Origin of the sequence: Streptomyces sp. NPDC001634, from assembly GCF_040298185.1 — a bacterium.
Classification (GTDB): domain Bacteria; phylum Actinomycetota; class Actinomycetes; order Streptomycetales; family Streptomycetaceae; genus Streptomyces.
In genome coordinates, this window is sequence record NZ_JBEOZU010000069.1 from 1 (window position 1) to 18,219 (window position 18,219).

The following is an 18,219-nucleotide window of genomic DNA, read 5'->3' on the forward strand; positions in this document are numbered from 1 at the left end:
AACGGATACGCCCCCGGCTCACCCAGCTTCCCCGCCGGATCCCAGCCCTCCAGAGCCCCCGGCCCGTACACCGGCTCAATGGGCAGTCCGGACTCCGACTCGCGCGCCATGGTGTGTGCCTCCGCGTTGGTTCTTTACTCGGCTTGATGACCTGGCTTCATTACTCGCCAGTACAGACGACCCTCGGCACGGACTGTAGTGGCGGCCGTGCGCCCGGTGGAGAGTCGGCAGCTGGGACCTTGCTCACAACCATGCCCCGTAGTTCGCCGGTGGCAACGCGGGGGGAAGCATCTCAGATGAAACGACCCGAGATCAGGGATCTGCGAGACGCCGGAGGTGGGGGATGCATATCAGGGGGATGGGAAGAACGTTTGTTGCATTCGCCGGGGTCACCGTACTGGCCACGGTCACCGGCTGCACGGCGCAGCCCGTGGACGCGAACGGAGGAGACGGGAAACCCCGGTCGCCCATCCATATCGAGATCCCGCACACACCCTCCGGCAGCGGCACGCCGAGCGCCACGGCCACTCCGAAGTCGTCCTCCGCGGTCCTGTGGGCGCGCGGCGACTCGAGCCCGGACGTGCGAGCGTTGCAGGCCCGGCTGCGCCAGGTCGACTGGCTGTTCGACGGCCCGACGGGGACGTACGACGACCTGACCGAGAACGCCGTCAAGGGCTTCCAGGGCAAGCGCGGGCTGCCGCAGACGGGCCAGGTCGACTCCGTCACCTGGCAGCGGCTGCAGAAGATGACGCACGAGCCGGGAAAGTGGGAGCTGTACCTGATGGGCGGGCAGCCGGCCGCCGCGCCCGACCCGCGCTGTATGACGGGCCGGGTGCTGTGCATCAGCAAGACCAGCCGGACGCTGCGCTGGATGATCGACGGACGGACGGTCTCGACGATGGCGGTCCGGTTCGGCTCGCAGTACACACCCACACGGGAGGGTGTGTTCAGCATCTACTGGAAGTCGCTCCACCACGTGTCCACGCTCTACCACTCGCCCATGCCGTACGCGATGTTCTTCAGCGGCGGTGAAGCGGTCCACTACTCGTACGACTTCGCGGCCCGCGGATACGCCGGAGGCTCGCACGGATGCGTGAACGTACGGGACGAGGCCGCGATCTCGGCGCTGTTCTCCCAGGTGAGGACCGGGGACAAAGTCGTCGTCTACTGGTGAGACGCGGCGGGAGGAGGATGTGGGGCGCGGGCGGAACCGGGGGAACGTGTCCCGCCCGCGCCGAGGTGCACCGAGCCGTAGGTACGGGGGGAACCCCGGCTCTGTGCGACGGCCGATGACCAGTCGGCTCACTGAGTACTGCGCCACGCGGGCCGAAAGTGTCACACCCCCACCGAAGAAAATTCAAAGAAATACGTATTCGCAGGTCAGGCGGGGTGACGCAGCCCGGAAACACAGGGGACGGCGCGCCGTGCGCCCGCGGTCACTGGCTGTCGGACGAGTTCAGCGCGCTGTACGTCGGGCTGGGGGACGGCGTCCGGCTCGGCAGGAGCGGGGCCAGGGCGCGAGGCGTGGCCGACGGGGCCGGGGCCACGCCGAAGCCGCCCGGACCCGGCCCTATGTGACCCTCGCCATCACCGCCGTTGCCCCCCTGGTCAACGCCGTGATCGCCCTGTCCGCTGCCGCCCTTGCCGCCCCTGCCCTGGCCGGAGCCCTGGTCGCCACCGGAGCCCCCACGGTCCTCGCCGCCCAGGACACCCTTGCAGAACTTCTTCACCCGGCCGCTGCCGCCCGCCGCGTCCTCCAGGGCGCGCAGCCGCTCCGTACCGAGTTCCCGGCCGCCGGTCATGTCACGGCAGGACGACCGCACCGCGGTCCACCACTCCCGGCTCCGGCCCTCGGCGCGGTTGCCGGTGTCGCCCGGCCGGCCGGTCGCGGCGGAGCCGTCGCCCGCCTCGTCGCGCGAGGAGCCGCTCTGCGCCGGCGCGCCCGTCGTGCCACCCGTCGTGGGTGACGTGGAGCCGCCCGTCTCCGGTCCGCCCGGCGTCGGGCTGATCAGCGGCTGCGGCGGCGTCACGGCGGCCGACACGGACGCGGCGGGTCCCGGATGGTCGTGGAACGGCGTCGGCAGGACTCCGGTTCCGGCCGCCATCGCGACCCCGCCGATCATCCCGGCGGCCATGACGGCGGCCAGTCCGAAGCGCACGGGACGCCCCCAGCGGGTCCGCCGCTCGCTCGCGACGGTACGCCCGAGGTGCACGACACCGGCGTCGGCGGACGCGAAGTGCGCACGGGCAGGGCGGCCCAGCGCCGCGCCCGCACCGTCCGGGCCGCTGCGCGCGGCCCGGAACGCCGCCACCGCGGCGGCCTCGCCCGGCAGTTCCTCACTGGTCGGCGGGGGTGTGACGGCGAGTGCGGCAAGGGCCTCGGCGAGCCTGGCGGCCTGTGCGCGCGTGTCGTCGTCGACGGCGTCCAGCGGCTCTCCACGCAGCAGACGCTCCATCGCGTCACCGTTCAGCCACTTGTACTGCTCGTCGGCCATCACATGTCCTTCTGCGTCCGCGAACGCATATGCGTCACACCGGCGGACGACACCGCGCGCCTGCGCGCATCTCGCTGTGGAGGCATGGCGCCGAGCGCGCCAGCCGATTCCGGATCCGTGTCCGGGTTGACGCCGAGCAGCTCCGCCAGCCGCTTGAGACCGCGGTGCGCCGCCGTGCGGACGGCACCGGGGCGCTTGCCGAGCGTTTCGGCCGCGGTCTTGGCGTCCAGGCCCACGACCACCCGCAGCACCACGGCCTCGGCCTGGTCCTGCGGGAGCTGGGCGATCAGGGAAAGCGTGCGACCCGTGGCCAGGGCCTCCATGGCCTCGCCGGCCGTGTCCGACTCGGCGGCCTTCCCGGTCAGTTCCGTCTCGTCGCCGCCTATGGCGGGGCGGCGCCCGCGCATCCGTATGTGGTCGAGCGCGCGGTTGCGGGCTATCCGGGCGGCCCAGCCGCGGAACCGGTCCGCGTCGCCGCTGAACCGCTCCAGGTCACGGGCGATCTGCAGCCACGCCTCGGAGGTGACGTCCTCCGCGTCCGGCTCGCCGACGAGGGTCCGCGCATATCCGAGCAGCCGTGGGTGCACCGCGCGGTACACCGTCCGGAACGCGTTCTCGTCCCCTTGCTGTGCCGCAAGTACGGCGGCCGTCAGCTCCGCGTCGTCCCCCAGCACCCCGAACTGCCCCTCTGTGCGCCTCAGCCGGCACCGCTCTCACGGACCGGGTTCTCGCTGTCGTCGTTCCTCGTCCTTGCGTGCGGTCGGTTGCCGCTGATGGTTCCCCTTGCGGCGTGTGCATCACCCGTTTTTGCTGATCGTCCGCGGTCGGCGCGAAAGGCACGTTACGGCTTGAAACCGCTCTGCGTCCACGTCCCCACCATGAGCAACCGAGCCGTGACGCGGCGAGGTGTGACAGAAAACGCATGCGCGGCGCTGTAGAGAGTACGGGCCGCCGCGCGGCCCGTGCCGCGCGACGGCCGGGGCCTCTCCTGTGGGGGGTGGCGGCCTCGGCCGTTGCCAACGGCGGCTCCTGCCAATGCCGTCGGCCGGATCGTCCTGCGTGCGCCGAGAGTACGCGCTTTCTCCGGGACGGCGAGATTTCTCTACTTCTTCTTACTCTGCGGGGACTTCTCGGTGGCCTTCACTGTGGCCTTTGCGTAGTTTGCAGAGTTTGCGGCGTGCTTCGAGTCTTTCGCTGTGGCCTTCGCCGCCTTGTCGGCCGCCTTGTTCGCGGTCTTCTCGGCCTTTTTGTCGTTCTTGTCCTGCGCCTTGTCGGCCTTGTCCTGCGCCTTGGCGGTCTTCTTCGCATCCTTGCCGGGCGCTTCGCTCGCTGTGCCCGTACGACTTCGGTCGCCCGCCGTGTGCATCCCGCTCGTGTTCTGCGGCGGCGCCTGGCTCGCGGGCGGGTCCGACGGGGCGGGCCGCTGCGGGGCAGCGGCGTGCGGCGGGTTGCCCATCGACGCGACGGCGACTCCGCCCAGGGTTGCGCCGGACAACAGCAGGGCGAGCAGCGTGTGCAGCGAACGTCCGGCCCCGCGCCGGGCGCGCGGCCGCCAGTCGTCACGGCGCCGGGTGCGCACGGGCCGCGCGCCGTGCCGCTGCCTCCAGGCCTCCCGGAAGGCGGCGACGGCCCGCGCCTCCGCGTCCGGGTCGAGGTACCGGGGCCGTACGGCGGCGAGCAGGGCGTCGGCCGTCCGTGTCTCGGGGCCGGGACGCACGGGCGGACGGCCCGCGTGCGCGCCCTCGTCGCGTCGTTCATCCATGACCGTGTCCGTCCCTGACCGGCGACATGCACGTGCTCATTCCGACTCCCCCAGCGTCCGCGTGCCGTCTTCCGTCACACCTGGGGAGCCGAGTTCCCGGGCGAGACGCCTCAGGCCCCGGTGGGCGGCGGTGCGGACCGCGCCGGGCCGTTTGCCGAGGACCCTGGCGGCCGCGGGTGCGTCGAGGCCCACGACCACGCGCAGCAGCACGGCATCCGCCTGGTCGCGGGGCAGCCGGGAGATCAGTTCGAGGGCGTACTCGGTGGACAGGGACTCCAGGGCCTGGTCGTGGGTTTCATGGCGGCCGGGCAGTTCCAGGACGTCGTCGTTCAGGGCCGCCGCCTGGGGCCGGGCGCGGCGGCGGCGCAGATGGTCGAGCGCGCGGTGCCGGGCGATGGTGGCGGTCCAGCCTCGGAAGCCCGCGCCGTCACCCCGGAATCGCCCGAGGTCGCGGGCGATCTCCAGCCAGGCGTCGGACGCCACGTCCTCCGCGTCGTCGCCGACGAGCCCGCGCAGATAGCCGAGCAGCCCCGGTTGCACAATCCGGTACGCGACCGCGAAGGCGGCCTCGTCCCCCCGCTGCGCCTGCGCAACGGCCGTGCCCAGTTCCCCGTCGTACGCCTGCGCGCGGCGGGGTTCCCCTCCCTGGCCCAACGCTGTCCTCGTTCGTGGCGAGTGGTCTCGTATCCCCTCACGTGCGGCACGCCGGTCGTACCCACGTCCCACGGTCATCAGCGTCGGGGCCCACGGAAATGTCACTGCCCGTCAAGCGGCACATGAGCCCCACCACTTGAACGGCCTCACACACGACCACACCCCGGGCCGGCCCCGGGATCACCTGGTGCTGTCCACCGGCTCCGGCACCGGTGTCTCGTGGTCCTGCGGGGTCGGTGCGCGGTCCGCGTCCACCACGGTCGCGGCGATCAGGGCGGCCAGCAGCAGGGCGCCCATCGCCCACCAGGTGGCGACGTTGAAGCCGTGGACGGCGGCGCGGGCCTCCAGGACGCGGGGATTGACGCCCGGGCCCGCGTGGGCCGTCGCGTACCGGGTCGTCACGCTCGCGGCGATCGTGTTGAGCAGCGCCGTACCGATCGAACCGCCCACCTGCTGGGCGGTGTTGAAGGTCGCCGAGGCTGCGCCCGAGTCGCGGGGCGCCACGCTTCCCGTGGCCAGGGAGACCGACGTCATCATCGCCGTACCCATGCCGAGGCCGAGCATCAGCATGCCGGGCAGTACGTGCGAGGCGTACGCGGGCTCCACGCCGACCTGCGCGATCAGCGCCAGCGCGCCCGCCGCCAGCAGCAGCCCGGGGACCATCAGCGTGCGCGGCGGAACCCTGTGGAGCAGCCGGGCCGCGATCTGCGTCGAGCCGACGATCATGCCGACGGTGATGGGCAGATAGGCCACGCCCGTCTTCACCGGCGAGTATCCGAGGACGCGCTGCATGTAGTAGGTCAGGAAGAGGAACGTCCCGAACATCCCGATCGTGACGAGCAGGGTGGTGAGGAAGGCGCCGATCCGCTGCCGGTCCCGGACCACCGACATCGGCAGCAGCGGCACGCGCGCCCGGGTCTGCCACAGGGCGAACACGGCGAGCAGGGCGGCCCCGCCCAGCAGCAGCGCCAGTACCAGCCCGTCGCCCCAGCTCCGTGACTCCGCCTCCGAGAAGCCGTACACCAGCGACAGCATTCCGGCCGAGCCGAGCAGCGCGCCCGGCACGTCGAGGCGCGCCTCCTCGTGTCCGCCGCCCCCGGCGAGCAGCGCCCACGCGCCCGCGAACGCGACCAGCGCGATGGGCACGTTGACATACAGGCACCAGCGCCAGTTCAGGTACTGGGTGAGGAAGCCGCCCGCGAGCAGGCCGATCGCCGCGCCGGCGCCGACGATCGCGCCGAAGACGCCGAACGCCCGCCCGCGGTCGCGCGGATCGGTGAACGTCGTCGCGAGCAGCGACAGCGCGGACGGCGCGAGCAGCGCGGCGAACACGCCCTGCAGGGCACGCGCCCCGAACAGCATTCCGGAGCCCGTCGCGGCACCGCCGAGCGCGGAGGCGGCGGCGAAGCCCAGCAGGCCCACCATGAAGGTGAGTTTGCGCCCGACCAGGTCGGCGACGCGCCCGCCGAGGAGCAGAAGCCCGCCGAACGCGAGGGTGTAGGCCGTGATCACCCACTGCCGGTTGCCGTCGGACATATGCAGATCCGACTGGGCTGACGGCAGAGCGATGTTCACGATGGTCATGTCGAGGACGACCATCAGCTGGGCGAGCGCGATGACGACCAGCGCCCACCAACGGCGGTTGTCGGCCATGAGGCCTCCCGAATCCGGCGGTTGTCACCCCAATGGTCCCGCCGGATCCGGCCGTTGGGAACGGCTGCGTCTCTTAAGTCCTGGCAATACTCATCGCGTCGTGGCACAGCAGCCGCAGCGAGCCCTCGCCGTGGTAGCAGCGGCGGGCCTCGTCGATGGGATCCCACAGCCGGCCGTCGGGCGTGCGCACCCAGTGGTCGCCGTCGGCCGTCCACCATTCGCCACCGGTCAGCCGCACCATCACCTCGCCCGCATACGCCCCGAACCCGCGCAGCACGGACTCCACGGCGGCGTACGGCGCGCCCTCCCGGTGTACCTCCTCGATCGTGCGGTCCACCCGCCACAGACTCGAAGCGGAGTAGTCGAGTCGCAGCCGGGCGCCCTCGCGCATGGCCGCGACGACGTCGGCCGCCCAGCGCACGGGCTTCGTGGCGGCGTGGGGCCTGGTCACCTGAGTTGCGTTCACACCCGGAAGAGCGTGGTCCGTCTGTGCAGCGTCACACCGTTCCGGGCGGCTTCCCGACACCGGCGCAGGACCGCCCCACGGCACCACAGGACGGACACAGGACCCTTCCACAGAAGGGGGTTTACGCAGTTGGGAGCCGTGCTCCTAGGCCCGGCCCCGAGCGCGCCGCGACACCACGGCGCGCAGCACCCGGCGTCCCTGGGTCGACACGTCGAGCGCCCGCCGCAGCCCGCCCGCGCCCTGGCCGGTGACCAGCTCCAGCACGGTGATCTGGCGCCTCAGTTCCGCGGCGACGAGCGGCGACATCCCGTCCGTACGGCCCTCGCGGCGGGCCGCCACGGAGGGCTCGTCGGCTTCGGCGGGGTCGAGAAGCCGGTGGATCTGCAGCGCGGCGACCGAGCAGGCGTCGGCCCACTGCCGCAGCGCCTCGGGGGAGGGCTGCGGGGGGACGGCGTCGAGCATGCGGCGGGCGAGCCGGGCCGCCTCGGCCTCGGACGCGCACTCCGCGTCACCCTCCACGGCCTCCTCGGCCCCCAGTTCGGCCCGCGCCTTGGCGAGCCGCTCCTCCCAGTCACGGCCCTCTACGAGGCTGGCCCACAGCGGTCGCAGGACCTCGTCATCGCCTCCGAGGAGCGGGACGCACCGATCCAAACAAGCCAGTCCGCTCGCCGCGAGTGCACGCTCGTCGGCCTGTGCGATCAGGTCCACCAGGCTCATCACGCCTCCTCGAAACGCCTCGACGGGGCGCCTCATCTCTACGGAGCCCGCACTTCCCCTTACTGCGTGCAACGTACCGGGTGTGTCACAGCGACACCACGCCGAGCCGGTGAAGAAGTTGATGAAGTTGTTTTCGGCCAGCTGCGTCCCCGGCCCCGGACCGGTCCGGGCGCCGTCTCAACCCAGCCGGGCCGCCAGCGACTTGAACTGCGCCCAGGACTGCGCGGGCGTCCGCGGGTCCCACAGCTTCTGGGTCAGCGCGCGCAGCGGCAGCCGGATGCCGGCCGCCACCTGGTTCTGTGTCTGCGCGGTCGAGCGGTCGCACCACACCGCGAACACGCCGCCGAGAATCTGCCCGTCGTACCGCGCGGGCACGGCCGTGGTGCCGCGGACGACCCGCGGGGTCCACTGCTGGTAGATCCGCTGCCCGGTGGGGTAGACGAAGGTCTGCGGCTGCCCGAGCACGTAATAGAGGTACTCGTCGTTGTAGTTGAGCAGCTTGCGGCCCGCGCCCAGATACTCCGTCGGCCGGCGGGCGCCGATCTCCTTGCCGGTCCAGTACGCGACTTCGAGGTCCTTGGCCGGCTGCACACCGCTCGCCCGGTAGAAGCCGTCGTTCCAGGCGCGCATCGTCCGTGCGTGCGCGCGCATCACGTTCGCGCGGTCGTTCAGCCAGCCGGTCGCGAGGTCGGCGACACCGGCCTTCGGCCCGTACTTCGCTCTCGCCGCGGCGGCGAGCTGCGGATACTTGGCGGCCGGGTCCGACACCATCAGCGCCTGGTACTCGTCGCCGCCGAGGTGCCAATACGCGCCGGGGAACACTCCCGCGTACTCGTCGAGGAGGTCGTCCACGATCCGCGCGGCCGCGGGCTTGGAGATGTCGACCGCCCCGTGCGCGGGGACGCCGGAGGCGTTGCGCAGCTGGAGGTCGGGGTGCGCGGCGATCACGGCGCCGAGGTGGCCCGGCGAGTCGATCTCGGGGACGACGGTGATGTGCCGGCTCGCGGCGAGGTCGACGATCTGCTTGACCTCCGCCTTGCTGAGGTGCTGCTTGGAGACGATCTCCGGATGCGTGGTGGACTCGATGCGGAAGCCCTGGTCGTCGGAGAAGTGCAGACCGAGCTCGTTGTACTTCAGGTCGCCGAGCTCCCGTACGCGGTCCTCGATCCAGCCTGCCGTGAAGTACTTGCGCGCGATGTCGAGCATGAACCCGCGCCGCGGCTTGGCCGGCGCGTCATGGACGACACCCTCCGGCGCCGTGCCGCCGCCGTGCACCTCCTGCTTGAGCGTGCGCGTGCCGTAGAAGACGCCTGCCTCGCCCGGACCGGTGATCTGCACCCGCCCGCCCTGGACGGTCATCGTGTACGACTCCGGGTTGCCGCTGCCGGCCAGGCCCAGCTCCACATCGCCGCCGCGGGCGCCCGTCCGCCCCGCGTACGCCATCCCGAGCTCCCCGGCCAGCAGCCGGCCCTCGTCGGCCAGCGTGGCGTCGTCGACGACCACTCGTGCCCCGGAGGCGGGTCGCCAGCCCGGGCCGCGGGCAGGGGTGAACGCACGGACGGCGGGAATGGTCCGGGGCGTCTGCGACAGGGGGTAGGTGCGGGTCGGCGTCGACGGCGCGGCGGGGGACCCCGCGGAGGCCGTGCGGGCAGCCGGCTTGCTCCCGGAGACCGTGGACCCGGTCGGCGAGCCGGTACCGGACGAGCACGCCACGGTCACCGCGACCGCACCCGCGACGACGACTCCGGCGCCGCCCAGCAGCAACCTGTTGCGTCTCTGGAACGTCTTTCTCTCGGGAACCCGCCGCCTCCGGCCGGTCACCGCTGCTCACCCTGCACCATGGCCGCGTACGGCCACGCCATGCCCGTACGTATACGCCTGGTCTCTGACCGCACTGCACTCACCTCCACACATCTCCCCCTACGAACGTACGGCCCCTGCCCACTCAGACCGTCCACAGGGCGGCCCGAAACTCTCCCGTTCGGGTGAATTTCGGGCAGCCGATGGACGGCCGCCAGACCCCCGCCGATAACGTGACGGCACATTTCTCGCACCCTCACCTGTCGACCCGCACGTGACGTCCACCGACGACACGCCCGCCACTCGCCGAGGACCCACGCTGCCTTCGCACCGTCTCCCGCCCCTCCCCGGCCACACCGCCCTCCCGGCGCAACACCGCGCGGAGGCGCCCACGGGCCTGGAGCGGTTCAACTCCCTGCCCGCCGACGACGCCCGGCGTGCGCTGCTCAGCTGCTGCCACAGCCTGAGCTGGGTCCGCCGCATCGCCGAACACCGCCCCTACCCGGACCTGGACTCGCTACTCGCCGCGGCCGACGAGGCGGCCTACGACCTGACGCCCGCCGACCTGGCCGAGGCCCTGGCCGGCGAGTCGCTCACCCTGCTCCCGGACGGCGCGTACTCCGCGGCGCACACCGCCCTGAGCGCGGCACACGCGGCCTACGAGAGCCGTTTCGGACACGTGTTCGTCATCTGCCTGGACGAGGTGGCCCCGGAGGAGGCCGCCGACCAGGTCCTGGCCGCCATCCGGTCACGATTGACAAACGATCGAGAGGAGGAACGGCTACTGGCAGCGGAGGAACTGCGCCGCCTGGCGAGGGGAAGGCTGACGCGGCTGGTGCGGGACTTCTCTGATCTACGGTCGGTGGAACGCGCCCTTTAGGGGCGCGGGGCTGTGACATCGTGCGGCTCCGCCGCGTGGGCGCGAGTAACCACAAACAACCCGCACCCGGCAGTCAGGAAACAGCCCAACCCCGGAAGCCGCCCTCCGGATAGCCCGTCCGTGCCCCTTTGCGTGCCAGTTTGATCACACAGGTAGGCCCCCCGTAAGCCCGGCGCCGACGCCTGGCTACGATGCTGGGGGCCGGTGGACCGTACCCGGCCGGGCCCGACCGACACAGAAGCCGGCGCGGCCCTAGTCCCCGCTCCCGGAGGGTTCTTCCGTGCCGGCTGGAACGCTGTACCGCGGCCGGGAAGGAATGTGGTCCTGGGTGGCTCACCGAGTCACCGGCGTCCTCATCTTCTTCTTCCTGTTCGTACACGTGCTGGACACCGCTCTCGTGCGTGTCTCCCCCGAGGACTACGACAAGGTCGTAGCCACGTACAAGACGCCGATCGTCGCCGTGCTGGAGTACGGCCTGGTCGCCGCCATCCTCTTCCACGCGCTCAACGGCCTCCGCGTCATCGCCGTCGACTTCTGGTCGAAGGGCCCGCGCTACCAGAAGCAGATGCTCTGGAGTGTCGTGGGCGTCTGGGTCGTGCTGATGCTCGGGGCCATCTACCCCGTCCTCGGCCACGCCGCTCGTGAAGTGTTCGGGAGCTGACGCGCATGTCCACGACTGAAACCACCGCCTCCGGCATCGGCCCCGTCGAGGGCGCCTCGCTGTACGACGTCGACAACCCGGCGCCGGTCATCGAGCCGCCGCGGAAGCGCACCAAGAAGACCCCGAAGTCGACCCGCGGCAACTTCGAGATGTACGGCTGGCTGTTCATGCGCCTGTCCGGCATCGTCCTGGTCGTCCTGGTCCTCGGTCACCTGCTGATCCAGCTCGTCCTCGACGGCGGCGTCTCCAAGATCGGCTTCGCCTTCGTGGCCGGCCGCTGGGCCTCCCCGTGGTGGCAGGTCTGGGACCTCGCCATGCTGTGGCTCGCGATGCTGCACGGAGCCAACGGCCTGCGTACCGTCATCAACGACTACGCGGAGCGGGCGGACACGCGTCTGTGGCTGAAGGGCCTGCTGTACACCGCCACGGTGTTCACCATCCTGCTGGGCACGCTGGTGATCTTCACCTTCGACCCGAACATCCGCTAGGCACGGGGCTGCGAGAATCATGAAGATCCACAAGTACGACACCGTCATCGTCGGCGCCGGAGGCGCGGGCATGCGCGCCGCCATCGAGTCGACGAAGCGCAGCCGCACCGCCGTGCTGACGAAGCTCTACCCGACCCGCTCCCACACGGGTGCCGCGCAGGGCGGTATGGCCGCCGCGCTGGCCAACGTGGAGGAGGACAACTGGGAGTGGCACACCTTCGACACGGTCAAGGGCGGTGACTACCTGGTCGACCAGGACGCCGCCGAGATCCTGGCGAAAGAGGCCATCGACTCGGTCCTCGACCTGGAGAAGATGGGCCTGCCGTTCAACCGGACGCCCGACGGGACGATCGACCAGCGCCGCTTCGGCGGTCACTCCCGCAACCACGGCGAGGCCCCGGTCCGCCGTTCCTGCTACGCGGCCGACCGCACCGGCCACATGATCCTCCAGACGCTGTACCAGAACTGCGTCAAGGAGGGCGTGGAGTTCTTCAACGAGTTCTACGTCCTGGACCAGCTGATCACCGAGGTCGACGGCATCAAGAAGTCGGCCGGTGTCGTGGCGTACGAGCTCGCGACCGGCGAGATCCACGTCTTCCAGGCGAAGGCCGTGATCTACGCGTCCGGCGGCTGCGGCAAGTTCTTCAAGGTGACATCCAACGCGCACACGCTGACCGGTGACGGCCAGGCCGCCGTCTACCGCCGGGGTCTGCCGCTGGAGGACATGGAGTTCTTCCAGTTCCACCCGACCGGCATCTGGCGCATGGGCATCCTCCTGACCGAGGGTGCGCGCGGTGAGGGCGGCATCCTCCGCAACAAGGACGGCGAGCGCTTCATGGAGAAGTACGCGCCGGTCATGAAGGACCTCGCTTCCCGTGACGTCGTCTCCCGCTCCATCTACACGGAGATCCGCGAGGGCCGCGGCTGCGGTCCCGAGGGCGACCACGTCTACCTCGACCTGACCCACCTCCCGCCGGAGCAGCTGGACGCCAAGCTGCCCGACATCACGGAGTTCGCCCGTACCTACCTGGGCATCGAGCCGTACACGGACCCGATCCCGATCCAGCCGACCGCGCACTACGCGATGGGCGGCATCCCGACGAACGTCGAGGGTGAGGTCCTCTCGGACAACACCACGGTCGTCCCCGGCCTCTACGCGGCCGGCGAGGTCGCCTGCGTGTCCGTCCACGGCGCGAACCGTCTCGGCACCAACTCGCTGCTGGACATCAACGTCTTCGGTCGCCGTGCGGGTATCGCGGCGGCGGAGTACTCGCAGAAGGCGGACTACGTCGAACTGCCGGAGAACCCGGCGGAGTTGGTGATCTCGCAGATCGAGCGCCTCCGGTCGTCCACGGGCAACGAGCGCGTGGCCGAGCTGCGCCGCGAGCTGCAGGAGACCATGGACGCGAACGTCATGGTGTTCCGCACCGAGCAGACGATCAAGACGGCGGTCGAGAAGATCGCGGAGCTGCGCGAGCGCTACAAGAACGTCGCGATCCAGGACAAGGGCAAGCGGTTCAACACCGACCTGCTGGAGGCCATCGAGCTCGGCAACCTCCTGGACCTCGCCGAGGTCATGGCGGTTTCGGCCCTGGCCCGCAAGGAGTCCCGCGGCGGTCACTACCGCGAGGACTTCCCGAACCGCGACGACGTCAACTTCATGCGCCACACCATGGCGTACCGCGAGGTGGGCGACGACGGCACCGAGTCCATCCGTCTCGACTACAAGCCGGTCGTCCAGACCCGCTACCAGCCGATGGAGCGTAAGTACTGATGGCTACCCCTGTTCTGGACAAGGTCGAGGCGGAGTCCGCGGCCTCCCCGTACATCACCGTCACCTTCCGGGTCCGCCGCTTCAACCCGGAGGTCTCGGCGGAGGCGACGTGGGAAGACTTCCAGTTGGAGATCGACCCCAAGGAGCGCGTCCTCGACGGTCTGCACAAGATCAAGTGGGACATGGACGGGTCCTTGACCTTCCGTCGCTCCTGCGCGCACGGCATCTGCGGCTCGGACGCCATGCGGATCAACGGCAAGAACCGTCTGGCCTGCAAGACGCTGATCAAGGACATCAACCCCGAGAAGCCGATCACGATCGAGCCCATCAAGGGCCTCACGGTCCTCAAGGACCTGGTCGTGGACATGGAGCCGTTCTTCCAGGCGTACCGGGACGTGATGCCCTTCCTGATCACGAAGGACACGAACGAGCCGACGCGCGAGCGTCTACAGTCGGCGGAGGACCGCGAGCGCTTCGACGACACGACGAAGTGCATCCTGTGCGCCGCCTGCACGTCGTCGTGCCCGGTGTTCTGGAACGACGGGCAGTACTTCGGCCCGGCGGCCATCGTCAACGCGCACCGCTTCATCTTCGACTCGCGTGACGAGGCGGGCGAGCAGCGCCTGGAGATCCTGAACGACAAGGACGGCGTGTGGCGCTGCCGTACGACGTTCAACTGCACCGACGCGTGCCCGCGTGGCATCGAGGTGACGAAGGCGATCCAGGAAGTGAAGAGGGCGTTGATCACTCGGCGCTTCTGACGGGTAGCCCGAAAGAGTGCGAGGGGCCGTTCCTCCCAGTGGCGGGAGGAACGGCCCCTCGGCAGGAGGACGCCGGGCCATGGGTTCACCGGCCGTGGGTTTATCGGCCGTGGGTTTATCGGCCATGGATTTATCGAAGAAGCGGGGGACGACAGCGTGAACGACCAGAATCCGTACCAGAACAACGCCAACCAGTGGGGCCCCCGGCATCCTCCGGCGCAGCCTCCCGCGGCGCCCGGCTACGGATACCCCAACCCCGGGCAGGGGTACGGCTTCCCCCAGCAACCGGCGGCTCCGGTCCCCATGGGCGGGGCCCCGTTGCTGGCCATCGGGGACATCACGGTCATGGGCGACCAGATCGTCACGCCGGCCGGCACGCTTCCCCTGCGCGGCGCGGTGTGGAACGCCACCGACATGTCGCACACGGAGGAGAAGATCCCGACGCACGCCATCGTGCTCGCGATCATCTTCTTCCTGTTCTGCCTCCTCGGCCTGTTCTTCCTCCTGATGAAGGAGAAGAAGACCACGGGCTACATCCAGGTCACCGTGACGAGCGCGGGCCGGCACCACTCGACGATGATCCCGGCCCTCGGGCCAGGGACCTTCCCGGCGGTCATGGGGCAGATCAACTACGCCCGGTCGCTGAGCAACATGTGAGGCCCGCCTCACCTCGCCGAGTGACCACGGCACCGGGCCCCGGGCAGTCGCCCGGGGCCCTTTCATCCGGGCACTCCAACCGGGGCGCCGCCGCCCGGATCGCCACTCGTTAGGCTCTCTTTCCGTGCCCGCGAAGAACGACAGCCCCGTGCCGGGCGAGCGCCCCGAACAGGGCGGTACTCCCAGCAAGTCCGAGCAGACCCGCGCCCTGATCCTTCAGACCGCCATGCGGCTGTTCCGGGAGCGTGGCTACGACGGGACCACGATGCGGGCCATCGCCCAGGAGGCCGGGGTCTCGGTCGGCAATGCGTACTACTACTTCGCCGGCAAGGAACACCTGATCCAGGGCTTCTACGACAGCATCGCCGCCGAGCACCAGGCGGCGGTCCGCGAGGTCCTGGACCGGGAGACGGATCTGGAGGCCCGGCTCACCGGGGTGCTGAAGGCATGGCTGGACGTCGCCACGCCGTACCACGAGTTCGCCGTGCAGTTCTTCAAGAACGCCGCCGACCCGGACAGTCCGCTCAGCCCCTTCTCCCCCGAGTCGGAGCACGCGCGCGTGGAGGCCATCCGTGTCCACCGGGAGGTGCTGGCGGGGGCGAGGACCAAGGTTCCGGAGGAACTCCGGGACGTACTGCCCGAGTTGATGTGGCTCGCCCAGATGGGGCTCGTCCTGTACTGGATCTTCGACCGCACCAAAGGGCGCGAGCGCAGCTACCGGCTCGCCGAGCGCGGCGCCCGCCTCACCGCGCGCGGTGTCTCACTGGCCCGGTTCCGCGTGCTGCGCCCGCTCGTCCACGAGGTGCACGAACTGTTCACGGACTTCCTGCCGGGGATGACCAAGGTCCTGCCCGACCCGGCCGGGGCAAGGGCGAAGGGGGCGCCCGCCTCCGACGGCACGAACGCCCCCGAGTAGCCCGCGGCGCTCCCGGTCAGTTCACCGCGTCCACCTCATCGGTGGTCAGCTCCAGGTCGTACACCAGCGGTTCCTCCCCGACGACGACGTGCCGGGCCCGGGATCCGTACGAGGCTGCCGTCGCCGCCAGGAGGTAGGCGCCCGGCGCCGGGACCGAGACGATGAACGCGCCGTCGGCCAGGGACGTCACCCGGTCCAGCTGCCGGCCGCCCTTGGACAGCAGTGTCACCGACGCGCCCTCGACGGGGTCGCCCTCCGCGTCCCGTACAAAACCGTGCACCACGCTCGCCCCGGCCGGCTGCGGCGCCTGAACCGGCTCTTCGCGCGGCTCCACCGCCAGATGCGGCAGCCGCCGGTCCAGCCAGCCCGGCAGCCACCAGTTCGCCCTGCCGAGCAGATGCATCGCCGCAGGCACCAGCGCCGTCCGCAGGACGAACGCATCCAGCGCGACCGCCGCCGCGAGTCCGACACCGGCCATCGCCGCGCCCGAGTTGCCGCTGAGCACGAAGGCGAGGAAGACGCAGACCATGATCAGGGCCGCGGAGTTGATGACCCGGCTGGTCTCCGCGAGACCCACACGGACCGCCCGGGCGTTGTCCTTGGTGTGCACCCACTCCTCGTGCATCCGGCTCACCAGGAAGACCTGGTAGTCCATCGACAGGCCGAACAGCAGGGAGAGCATGATGACCGGCAGGAAGGCCTGGATCGGTCCCGCCTTGCCGAGGCCCAGCTCGCTCACGCCCCAGCCCCACTGGAAGATCGCCACGAGGACGCCGAAGGACGAGGCGGCGGCGATCAGGTTCATCAACGCGGCCGTCAGCGGCACCACGAGCGAACGGAAGGCGATCAGCAGGAGCAGGAAGCCGAGGCCGATGATGGTCGCGATGAAGTACGGCAGGCGGTCGCCCGTGACGGACGCGAAGTCCTTCGAGACGGCCGTGACACCGCCGACGTGGGCGCTCGCCTTCGCGTCCGGGATCACCTTGTCGCGCAGGGTGTCGATGAGCTGGTCCGTCTGCTCCGACTGCGGCGACGTGGTCGGCACGACCTGGATGACCGTGACGCCCTGCGCGGGCGGCAGCGCGGCGACCCGGGCCACCCCGTGGGTGTCGCGGATGTCCTTGACCAGCGTGTCCGTGTCACCACCGACGGAGACCACCTGGAGCGGTCCGTTGAAGCCGGGGCCGAAGCCCTCGGCGAGCAGGTCGTATGCCTTGCGGGTCGTCGTCGACGCGTCGTCGTTGCCCTGGTCGGTGGCGCCCAGACGCAGGGACAGCACGGGCAGCGCCAGTACGGCCATGACGACCACGGCGAGCGCGGCGATCGTCCGCGGACGCTTCTGCACCGTGTCCGACCACCGTGCCGCGAGACCGCTCACATGCTCCGCCTCGGGGCCCTGCGCCGCGAGCTTGCGCCGCTGCCTGCGGCTGAGCACCCGCGGGCCGAGCAGCCCGAGCAGCGCCGGAAGCAGGGTGACGGCGGCCAGCACGCTCAGCACGACGGTGAGGGAGGTGCCGATGACCACGCCGTCCAGGAAACGCAGGTTGGTCACCAGCATGCCGGCGAGCGCGATGCACACCGTGCCGCCCGCGAACAGCACGGCCCGCCCGGAGGTGTTGAGGGCGATGACCGCCGACTCCTCCGGTTCGAGGCCGCGCATGATGCCGCGCCGGTGCCGGGTGACGATGAACAGGGCGTAGTCGATGCCGACGCCCAGGCCGATCAGCGAGGCCAGCAGCGGGGCGATGTCCGGCACGTCCGTGACATGGCTGATCAGCTGGGTGGAGAACAGTCCGATGCCGACGCCGAAGACCGCCACGGCGATCGGGAGCAGCATCGCGAACAGCGAGCCGAAGGCGAGGTACAGCACGACGGCCGCAGCCACGATGCCGACCATCTCGGACAGACCGGCGGGCGGCTGCTGGATCCGGGCGATCGCCTGGCCGCCCAACGCGACCTCGAGTCCGCTGCCCCGGGCTCCCCGCCCGGTGTCGACGACGTCCTGAACAAGCTGCGTGGGCACCTCGTTCGCCCGCTTGGTGAAGGTGATCTGCGCGTACGCGATCTTCCCGTCCCGGCTGATCTGCGCCGCCCCCTGGGGGCCCGCGTAGGGGCTGCCGACCGCGCCGATCCCCGGCATCCGCCCGATCTTCGCCAGCACGGGTTCGATCCGGGCCCTTACGGACTGGTCCCGGACCGATCCCTGGTCGACCTTCCACACCACCGTGTCGGTGTCGCCCGAGGCCTTCGGGAAGGCCTTCTCCATGAGGTCGTACGCCTTCTTGGAGTCCGTGTTCGGCAGGGAGAAGACGTTCGCGTAGTCCGTGCCCTTCGCGGACGCCGCCGCGCCCACCCCGAGCAGGGCTCCCACCCACAGCAAAATGACCAGCAGCCGGTGCCGGTAGCACCAGCGCGCCAATGTCGTCACGCTCTACGCTCCTTCATCAGGTCCCCCGGGTCCTGGAGCACCAGCATCGGCAGTGGTGCGCGCGTCCGGACGCGACCCGCCATGACTCTCAAGGAACTCCAAAGGCC

General features: G+C 70.6%; 17 protein-coding genes. 8 read left to right on the top strand and 9 right to left on the bottom strand.

The genetic code is table 11. The annotated features are described in order from the left end of the window. Positions 1-358: 358 nt before the first annotated feature. On the top strand, positions 359-1,174 hold the full coding sequence (locus tag ABT186_RS34385; protein WP_351226784.1) for a L,D-transpeptidase family protein: 816 nt from the start codon (positions 359-361) through the stop codon (positions 1,172-1,174). Positions 1,175-1,436: 262 nt separating this feature from the next. Here the strand turns inward: ABT186_RS34385 and ABT186_RS34390 are convergent, their stop codons facing one another. From ABT186_RS34390 to ABT186_RS34425, 8 genes are all read right to left on the bottom strand, one after another. Next, a complete protein-coding gene (locus ABT186_RS34390) occupies positions 1,437-2,495 on the bottom strand; it encodes a hypothetical protein (RefSeq protein ID WP_351226786.1) in 1,059 nt (352 codons plus the stop codon). Next, a complete protein-coding gene (locus tag ABT186_RS34395; RefSeq protein WP_351226788.1) occupies positions 2,495-3,169 on the bottom strand; it encodes an RNA polymerase sigma factor in 675 nt (224 codons plus the stop codon). Before ABT186_RS34395 ends, ABT186_RS34390 begins: the two co-directional genes overlap by 1 nt. A 428-nt stretch (positions 3,170-3,597) precedes the next feature. Then, positions 3,598-4,257: a hypothetical protein gene (locus ABT186_RS34400; RefSeq protein WP_351928417.1), complete on the bottom strand. Its 660-nt coding sequence runs from the start codon at positions 4,255-4,257 to the stop codon at positions 3,598-3,600. 36 nt (positions 4,258-4,293) lie between these two features. After that, positions 4,294-4,911: an RNA polymerase sigma factor gene (locus tag ABT186_RS34405; RefSeq protein WP_351226792.1), complete on the bottom strand. Its 618-nt coding sequence runs from the start codon at positions 4,909-4,911 to the stop codon at positions 4,294-4,296. A 180-nt stretch (positions 4,912-5,091) separates the two neighbouring features. Then, positions 5,092-6,564, bottom strand: a complete 1,473-nt coding sequence (locus ABT186_RS34410) for an MFS transporter (protein ID WP_351928419.1) — start codon at positions 6,562-6,564, stop codon at positions 5,092-5,094. 73 nt (positions 6,565-6,637) lie between these two features. Beyond that, positions 6,638-7,015 carry a hypothetical protein gene (locus ABT186_RS34415; RefSeq protein ID WP_502973409.1) on the bottom strand — a complete coding sequence of 126 codons (378 nt, stop codon included), beginning with the start codon at positions 7,013-7,015 and terminating at the stop codon, positions 6,638-6,640. A gap of 159 nt (positions 7,016-7,174) precedes the next feature. Next, positions 7,175-7,747 carry a hypothetical protein gene (locus ABT186_RS34420; RefSeq protein ID WP_351226798.1) on the bottom strand — a complete coding sequence of 191 codons (573 nt, stop codon included), beginning with the start codon at positions 7,745-7,747 and terminating at the stop codon, positions 7,175-7,177. Positions 7,748-7,924: 177 nt separating this feature from the next. Then, complete coding sequence (locus ABT186_RS34425) at positions 7,925-9,568, bottom strand: beta-N-acetylhexosaminidase (RefSeq protein WP_351928423.1); 1,644 nt, start codon at positions 9,566-9,568, stop codon at positions 7,925-7,927. Between the two features lie 253 nt (positions 9,569-9,821). Between ABT186_RS34425 and ABT186_RS34430 the strand changes: the two genes are divergently transcribed. The 7 genes from ABT186_RS34430 (at position 9,822) to ABT186_RS34460 (ending at position 15,684) form a co-directional block, all read left to right on the top strand. Next, positions 9,822-10,427 carry a 2-oxo-4-hydroxy-4-carboxy-5-ureidoimidazoline decarboxylase gene (locus ABT186_RS34430; protein ID WP_351226802.1) on the top strand — a complete coding sequence of 202 codons (606 nt, stop codon included), beginning with the start codon at positions 9,822-9,824 and terminating at the stop codon, positions 10,425-10,427. Positions 10,428-10,707: 280 nt separating this feature from the next. Beyond that, complete coding sequence (gene sdhC / locus ABT186_RS34435) at positions 10,708-11,088, top strand: succinate dehydrogenase, cytochrome b556 subunit (RefSeq protein ID WP_351226804.1); 381 nt, start codon at positions 10,708-10,710, stop codon at positions 11,086-11,088. A gap of 5 nt (positions 11,089-11,093) precedes the next feature. Next, positions 11,094-11,576 (top strand): succinate dehydrogenase hydrophobic membrane anchor subunit, encoded by a 483-nt coding sequence (locus ABT186_RS34440; RefSeq protein WP_351226806.1) that lies wholly within the window; start codon positions 11,094-11,096, stop codon positions 11,574-11,576. Between the two features lie 19 nt (positions 11,577-11,595). After that, a complete protein-coding gene (gene sdhA / locus ABT186_RS34445) occupies positions 11,596-13,350 on the top strand; it encodes a succinate dehydrogenase flavoprotein subunit (RefSeq protein ID WP_351226808.1) in 1,755 nt (584 codons plus the stop codon). Continuing rightward, positions 13,350-14,111 carry a succinate dehydrogenase iron-sulfur subunit gene (locus ABT186_RS34450; RefSeq protein WP_351226810.1) on the top strand — a complete coding sequence of 254 codons (762 nt, stop codon included), beginning with the start codon at positions 13,350-13,352 and terminating at the stop codon, positions 14,109-14,111. The genes sdhA and ABT186_RS34450 overlap by 1 nt, the downstream gene beginning before the upstream one ends. A gap of 156 nt (positions 14,112-14,267) precedes the next feature. Continuing rightward, positions 14,268-14,768, top strand: a complete 501-nt coding sequence (locus ABT186_RS34455; protein ID WP_351928425.1) for a hypothetical protein — start codon at positions 14,268-14,270, stop codon at positions 14,766-14,768. Between the two features lie 124 nt (positions 14,769-14,892). Further along, positions 14,893-15,684 carry a TetR family transcriptional regulator gene (locus ABT186_RS34460; RefSeq protein ID WP_351226814.1) on the top strand — a complete coding sequence of 264 codons (792 nt, stop codon included), beginning with the start codon at positions 14,893-14,895 and terminating at the stop codon, positions 15,682-15,684. A gap of 16 nt (positions 15,685-15,700) precedes the next feature. On the opposite strand, the gene ABT186_RS34465 is transcribed toward ABT186_RS34460, so the two are convergent. Beyond that, positions 15,701-18,103: an MMPL family transporter gene (locus ABT186_RS34465; protein WP_351226863.1), complete on the bottom strand. Its 2,403-nt coding sequence runs from the start codon at positions 18,101-18,103 to the stop codon at positions 15,701-15,703. Between the last annotated feature and the right edge of the window lie 116 nt (positions 18,104-18,219).

Bases quoted from the DNA above. Each gene is read 5' to 3' on its own strand.
- ABT186_RS34385 (WP_351226784.1), top strand. From the start codon at position 359: ATGGGAAGAACGTTTGTTGCATTCGCCGGGGTCACCGTACTGGCCACG.
- ABT186_RS34390 (WP_351226786.1), bottom strand. From the start codon at position 2,495: ATGGCCGACGAGCAGTACAAGTGGCTGAACGGTGACGCGATGGAGCGT.
- ABT186_RS34400 (WP_351928417.1), bottom strand. From the start codon at position 4,257: ATGGATGAACGACGCGACGAGGGCGCGCACGCGGGCCGTCCGCCCGTG.
- ABT186_RS34410 (WP_351928419.1), bottom strand. From the start codon at position 6,564: ATGGCCGACAACCGCCGTTGGTGGGCGCTGGTCGTCATCGCGCTCGCC.
- ABT186_RS34420 (WP_351226798.1), bottom strand. From the start codon at position 7,747: ATGAGCCTGGTGGACCTGATCGCACAGGCCGACGAGCGTGCACTCGCG.
- ABT186_RS34440 (WP_351226806.1), top strand. From the start codon at position 11,094: ATGTCCACGACTGAAACCACCGCCTCCGGCATCGGCCCCGTCGAGGGC.
- sdhA (WP_351226808.1), top strand. From the start codon at position 11,596: ATGAAGATCCACAAGTACGACACCGTCATCGTCGGCGCCGGAGGCGCG.
- ABT186_RS34450 (WP_351226810.1), top strand. From the start codon at position 13,350: ATGGCTACCCCTGTTCTGGACAAGGTCGAGGCGGAGTCCGCGGCCTCC.